The 6654-nt window shown below is 41.0% G+C and carries 8 protein-coding genes; 2 read left to right on the top strand and 6 right to left on the bottom strand.

Annotated features, from left to right (window positions below; all coding sequences use genetic code 11):
* Positions 1–375 precede the first annotated feature (375 nt).
* Entirely contained in the window at positions 376–1617 is a 1242-nt protein-coding gene (fabF, locus tag V7654_RS08925; RefSeq protein WP_335429999.1) for a beta-ketoacyl-ACP synthase II, read from the bottom strand.
* Positions 1618–1727: 110 nt separating this feature from the next.
* On the bottom strand, positions 1728–2660 hold the full coding sequence (locus V7654_RS08930) for a beta-ketoacyl-ACP synthase III (protein ID WP_335430000.1): 933 nt from the start codon (positions 2658–2660) through the stop codon (positions 1728–1730).
* A 199-nt stretch (positions 2661–2859) separates the two neighbouring features.
* On the opposite strand from V7654_RS08930, the gene V7654_RS08935 reads away from it, so the two are divergent.
* On the top strand, positions 2860–3174 hold the full coding sequence (locus V7654_RS08935) for a hypothetical protein (protein ID WP_335430001.1): 315 nt from the start codon (positions 2860–2862) through the stop codon (positions 3172–3174).
* 31 nt (positions 3175–3205) lie between these two features.
* On the opposite strand, the gene V7654_RS08940 is transcribed toward V7654_RS08935, so the two are convergent.
* From V7654_RS08940 to V7654_RS08955, 4 genes are all read right to left on the bottom strand, one after another.
* The gene (locus V7654_RS08940; protein ID WP_335376745.1) at positions 3206–3394 is read right to left on the bottom strand and encodes a ComZ family protein; all 189 of its coding nucleotides are present in this window, start codon (positions 3392–3394) and stop codon (positions 3206–3208) included.
* A gap of 24 nt (positions 3395–3418) precedes the next feature.
* Positions 3419–4369 (bottom strand): BMP family ABC transporter substrate-binding protein, encoded by a 951-nt coding sequence (locus V7654_RS08945; protein WP_438825274.1) that lies wholly within the window; start codon positions 4367–4369, stop codon positions 3419–3421.
* Between the two features lie 139 nt (positions 4370–4508).
* A complete protein-coding gene (locus V7654_RS08950; protein WP_335430003.1) occupies positions 4509–5336 on the bottom strand; it encodes a hypothetical protein in 828 nt (275 codons plus the stop codon).
* 67 nt (positions 5337–5403) lie between these two features.
* Positions 5404–6138, bottom strand: coding sequence for a hydrolase (locus tag V7654_RS08955; RefSeq protein WP_335430004.1), 735 nt, complete (start codon positions 6136–6138; stop codon positions 5404–5406).
* A 228-nt stretch (positions 6139–6366) separates the two neighbouring features.
* Here V7654_RS08955 and V7654_RS08960 point away from each other — a divergent pair, with 228 nt between their 5' ends.
* Positions 6367–6558, top strand: a complete 192-nt coding sequence (locus V7654_RS08960; RefSeq protein ID WP_335430005.1) for a YjzD family protein — start codon at positions 6367–6369, stop codon at positions 6556–6558.
* Positions 6559–6654 lie beyond the last annotated feature (96 nt).

Raw genomic sequence — 6654 nt, forward strand, 5'->3', positions numbered from 1 at the left:
CAGGTTTTGGGTGGAGGCATTTTGCAGGAAGAAATTTGGTTGAGGAAACTAGAAGTGCTAATGAAACTTAACCCCCTCGCATAAAGGGAGCATCCTGGTTTGGGAGTCAACAGATTTTTACTAGCAAATAATCATGAGCAAACTTCCGACAACCAATCAACTCACTTTTTACACACGAATGAGTGTTGACTATAAAAAGGACATATTAAATTGATCCATTAATAAGGTTCCTTGGTTACCTAAAAAAACAAGATGTGGAAAAAGTGGTCACCAATGAAGCCTCCATCTCTTCTCTGAACACAATAAAAAGACTGTAGACAAACTCGATTTTCATCGAGTTCATCTACAGTCTGAGACGGGGATCACCCCGCCTTTTTATGCGTTATATTTACGAAATGCTATAGTTGCGTTATGGCCGCCAAATCCTAAAGAGTTGCTGATTGCAGCGTCAATTTGCTGTCTGCGTGCTTCATTCGGCACATAATCCAGGTCACATTCTGAATCTGGAGTTTCAAGGTTGATTGTTGGCGGCAGGATTCCTTCCTTTAAAGCAAGGACAGTGAAAATAGCCTCAATTCCTCCTGCTGCTCCGAGCAAGTGACCAGTCATTGATTTAGTTGAACTAACAGCAAGGTTATAAGCATGCTCGCCAAAGACTGCTTTAATAGCCATCGTTTCGAATTTATCATTATATTCCGTGCTCGTTCCATGGGCATTGATATAGCCAACTTCTTCTGGTGCTAGTCCGGCATCGTCAAGCGCCATTTTCATCGCACGCGCTCCGCCTTCACCTTCAGGAGCTGGTGCGGTAATATGATAAGCATCTCCTGTTGCTCCATAGCCAACGATTTCAGCGTAAATTTTTGCGCCGCGGGCAAGTGCGTGTTCCAGCTCTTCAAGAACAACAATACCTGCTCCTTCACCCATTACAAAACCATCACGGTTTTTATCGAATGGTCTGCTTGCCTTTTGCGGATCATGGTTAGTTGACAGTGCAGTGTTCGCACAGAAGCCAGCAAATGACATTTTGGTGATTGGTGCTTCTGCTCCTCCTGATACCATCACGTCAGCATCGCCGCGCTGGATTACCTTGAAGGCATCACCAATTGAGTTTGTTCCAGTTGCACACGCTGTTACCGTACAAGAGTTAAAGCCTCTAGCACCAAGTGTGATGGATACTTGTCCTGTTGCCATATCAGGAATCATCATAGGCACGAAGAATGGGCTGACCCTGCGGTAACCCCTGTTCATGAAGGTTTCATGCTGCTGCTCAAATGTTTCCATTCCGCCTATCCCAGAACCGATCCAAACCCCGACTCTAGGTGCGTTTTCATCATTGATTTCAAGACCTGAATCTTTTACTGCCATCAAGGATGCTGCAACCGCATAATGTGTGAAGCGGTCCATTTTCCTGGCATCTTTTTTATCAATGAAATTTTCCACATTGAATTCTTTTACTTCTGCAGCTACCTTAGCAGGAAAGTCATCTGCATTCAGTCTAGTAACAGGGCCGATTCCTGAGACCCCTCCAATAATATTATTCCAAGTAGTTTCTGCATCATTTCCAAGCGGAGTGACTGCCCCGATACCAGTAACTACAACTCTGCGTTTCTCCATCTTCATTACATCTCCTTTAACTAGGCTCTGTCGTTGTTTAGAGCTCGAATTTGGCCTGGCGTTTCTGGCCTAATAATGAATAATTTATCCGAATAGCCTTTACTTCCGTATTATTGGCCCCAGCGCATGGCGATTGCTCCCCATGTAAGACCTCCGCCAAAACCTACCATGACAACTAAATCCCCATCCTTTATTTTTCCCGCTTCAAGTTCTTCCGCAAGGGATATAGGGATGGAAGCTGCTGATGTATTTCCATATTTCTGGACGGTTTTTGACATTTTTTCAACCGGCAATTCAAGTCTTTGGCGGGCTGCTTCCATTATTCTGATATTCGCCTGATGAGGAATAAGGAAGTCGACATCCTCTTTAGAAAGTCCTGCTTTATCAAGAACATTGATGCTGCTTTCTCCCATTTGTCGAACGGCGAATTTAAATACTTCTCTGCCATTCATGACGATATAATCTTCCTGATAAAGATATTTGCCACCTGAACCATCAGACCCAAGCTCAAAGGAAAGAACCCCTTTGCCTTCTCCTACAGGGCCCATTACTATAGCGCCTGCTCCATCACCAAATAGAACAGCGGTATTCCGGTCCTGCCAGTCGGTGATTTTAGAAAGTTTTTCCACACCTACTATTAAAACATATTTATAAGTACCTGCTTCAATAAATTGTTTCCCTGTGACCATCCCATACATGAAACCCGCGCATGCAGCACTTAAATCCATTGCCGCTGCTTTCTTGGCTCCCAGTTGATCCTGGAGCATACAAGAAACGGTTGGGAATGGCTGGTCAGGAGTGACTGTAGCTACCAGGATCAAATCAATTTCCTCTGCTGAAATTCCTGCTTTGTCAATTGCTTCTTTAGCAGCACGATAAGCCATATCGGATGTATCCATATCATCCCCGGCAATTCTTCTTGCTTCAATCCCCGTTCTTGAACGGATCCACTCATCCGAAGTATCCATTCTTTTTTCTAGATCAAGGTTTGTCACAATATTTTCCGGCAAGTACCGTCCAACCCCTATTATCCCTGCATTCATGGATCCATCTCCTTTTTATCCTGAATTATGTCTATTATCTATATAGTATTATTATCAATTATTATGACTTGGTACTAATTTTATCAGAAAAGACTCTAATCCTGCAACTGTAAATTAAGAAATCCACATATGACCTAGTCCATGTAACCATATACTTCATAAACTAACATTGAGTATTAAATAGAAAGGGGCGAATACAATGGGGGATGAACGAACCCGGGATGCCTTCGATTTTATGCTAGGAGGAAATGGCAAGAATCTGCGAGATCAATCGATTCATGAGGAGAGTGAATCAGATAATGATTTCCGCCATTTCATGTTTGGGAATTCAACTGGGGAAGAAACGAAAGCCGATGATAGCAAATCGACTGGAAGCGGCCTCCTCAGCCAGATTGATTTAGGTGAAGTTCTATATCATGTCGACACACTGATTACGTCTGCAAAAGAATTGAAGCCTCTTTTTGGTAAAGTACGTCCTTTTTTCGATCACCTGATAGACAAAAATAAAAGCTGAGGCAATTGGCCTCAGCTATTTTCCGTAAAAATTATTCTTTTGCTGCATCTGCTTTCCCAAGCTCATATGCTTCATTCATCACTTTGGTGAACAGTGTGAAAAATGGCTGCAGGTTGTCCATCGTCAGCTCAATACCAGCTGCTTCAAGTTGTTGTTGTGCTTCAGGAAGATACTTCATAGCAATTTGCATGAATTCCATTGTTTTGTCGTTATTTTGCATGATTACTGTCTCCTCTAGTCAAAATTATTGGTTAGGTAATTTGCCGGTTTCTTTATACTCATTGATCATGCTACTCAATTTCTTGTGGTAGGCAGGATCAACGTTCGGGCTGAACTTTCCAAGTGTGATGACTCCATCCTGAAAGTCGAAGGTTAGATTGCCGGATTTGAGTTCTCCCTTATTGAACTTCTGTGCCGTCAATTCATATAAATCATCTACATGCTGGACCGTGCTCGTCAAAACGGTTGACTCTCCAAAATCGGACTGGTCAGATATGTATCCTATTACATATAATCCCTTTTCCTTTACTTTTTCAATCACCGGTACATTAAAGCCATCTCCAGCTGGATAAATGACATCAGCACCATTGGCCAATACATCGTCCAGGACATCTAGCGCTTTTCTTTGGTCATCCCAATGCCCAACAAAACGGATATCAACTTTCATATTCTGTTTTTCAAAAATCGCCCCATCATAAAAGCCTTCCACTTCAGGCTGCCATTCATACGCGGCTACAATGCCCACTTTTCCTGTTTCAGACATATGACTTGCAACCATTCCGCCAAAAAAGCCCATTGCATATGCGTCAAAATTAAGACTGGTCGTATTTTCATTCCTGGCGTCGCCATTGAAGCTGATGAAATGGATTTCAGGATATTTCCCAGAAATTTTATTAAAATAGGCAGCGAATTCATTCCCATGCCCATAGATGAGATTGACACCTTGTCTGTCAAACTCCTTAACAGCCTCTTCGACAAGGTCTGGAGAATTCATGCCTTCTTTGAAGAAAACATCCACCCCCAGGCTGGATTGGATTTGCAGCAGCCCTCTGTATCCCTTCGTTCCCCACACCTGATCATTAATAGTTTCAGGCACTAACAGGCCAACCTTCTCAACCTTCCCTGTTGCCAGAGGTTGTCCGCATCCTCCCAACAAAAGCAGGCTTAACAATATGAGCCCGAAACGTTTCAGCATCCGATGCATCTCCTTTTTGCGGCACAGTGTAAACCTTTAAAAATACAGCGCCAGCCAAATTAAAATGGAACCGATAAAAGAATCTTTTACCATTTTACTCCGAGGAGTATAGCTTTGAAAAGTGATTTATGAAATTCACTTATCCCTTGCTTTCCCTGATCCGGTAATATTGTTCCTTCTGCTTTAATAATCCCATGCTGATATTCTCATTCTTTTTTAATATCTTTATTTTGATAAAGTCTTTGATTTCGGGAGTTCTCTCAGGTTTTCTCAGTATAGACTCTGTTTGCTTTCCAAGCAGTTCATCAGTACAACTGCGCCAAAGATTTATTTTTCCGCTTGCGAAAAAATATTTGCCTTCCTTTCCCGACTCGGCTAACCCCATAATAGTCTCAACAGCATCGTCAATATATAGTGCGTCATGTATCCATTCCCACTCCGCTATTACTGGAAGACTGCTTTCTCCTTCTAAATAATTGAGGGATTGGTGAAAAAAGTATTCTTCAGGCTGCCATGGTCCATATATTGTCGGCAAGTAAATTTCGAGAACTGAAAGATTCTTTTTTTCAATAAATCTTAGCAAATCCACCTGGGAATCTGTTAACTTTTCATGTTTCAGTGCTAAGCGGGCAGGCAGGATAAGAATAAGAGTCTGACTTGAACGGTCCATATTTTCAAGTTTTTTTATAATCCCCTTCGTGAATTGTTCTATCGCCCCATCCTTATTGAAGTGCTCATATAATGAAATGATCATATGTTCATTTGTCCCTGTAGTTTGCCATTCTTTAAAACTAATTTCTGAAAAGTTGGCATTCCTGCCTATTTCCATTCTCTTTTCTTCGGTAAAATAATCATCATGTTTGCTTGCAATATGGACTCCTACTATTTCCACTCCATCATTGAGCATATATTTGCACAGGCTATAGCCGATAAAATCATACACACCAAGAATTGCTGCCTTATCCATTTCGATTCCTCCTTGCAAATACTCTCTTGTATCCTATGAATCTTATTTGAAAAATATTTGCAGGGAATTAGAGGACTTGCTCTTGTTTTGTGAAAAATTGGACTGTCTGGCTGCCAACCTGAAGCTTTTTCTCTGGAAGCAAATAGCTAATGGACACTGGAAGCTTTTCTGCCTCCCATTTATTTGATAAATCCTTGAGAATTTTTGATTGCTTATAAGCTCTGTTTCCAGATAATACATGGATGATTTTCACTGGCACACCGGGCTGCTTTGACACCTCTTCTTCGGATTTCAACTTCTCCATTAGTTGAAAAATGTCCATTTCGTATGCTTTTTCCAATTCAGCAATTAACTTTTTATAAAAAAACTTATTCTCTTTCTCCTGTTCCAAATGAACATTTAAAGACAATACTGGATTTATCAAAACTAGTGACCTGATCTTCATATCAGACTGAGAGAACAGTTTCAAAGCAACAAGTGCGCCCATTCCCTCCGCCACAACATGGAAAGAGCTATTGAGAATCTCATTACGAACGATATGGCAGCAAAGTCTCATTGCCAGATCGACAGCTTTCTCGCTGCCCCAGTGCCTGCCATATAAATTCGAATAAAATACGGTATATCCTTCTTTTTTCCAAATGTTCAACAGTGAACGTTTGCCTTCATTCTGCGTCCAGAAGCTGCCTTTATTGTTCACAAAATGCCTTTCATCTCCGACTACTAGGATACCGAAACCGTTTGGTCTTTCAGGATAATGAATCATGCTCCACTCGGTATCCAGTTTAAAGTTCCGGCTCTCCATACTACCCACTCCTTCCTACAGATTATTCATATTACTGTATGTTATTTAATAAGAATTGAACGGGAGTTTGCCCATTTTTTCATCTTTTCCATCCTGATGCGTGGAGAGGTTATCAAAATGGTAAATTTAATTGGTGAAAACGCTTTTCAATTTTTTTAAAATTGATTTATAATTGAAATGGCTTATGGTAAGATGAGAAAAGATTTAAAAATGTAAGAGGTGAAAAATTTGCGATATTTTTGGACTTTTTTCTGGACATTCCTTTTGGTTCAAATGTTGAATTATGTAGTCGGTTCTATGAGTGGTGTACCATTTGACCTTACTGCTGGCACTATCCTTGCCGTTATTGTAACGATCGTCATTTTTATTCTTCCTGCCATTCTTCCAAATGAACCTGAAGAAAAGCACGGTCTACACTAAGTTTACTACATAAAAAAGTCATCCACATATGGATGACTTTTTTTATTTTGGGCTCTGTTAAATAAGGCTGTTGATTTTCGTTCCAGGCGCTTCGCT

Origin of the sequence: Bacillus sp. JJ1609 (assembly GCF_036967045.1) — a bacterium.
GTDB lineage: Bacteria > Bacillota > Bacilli > Bacillales > Cytobacillaceae > Mesobacillus.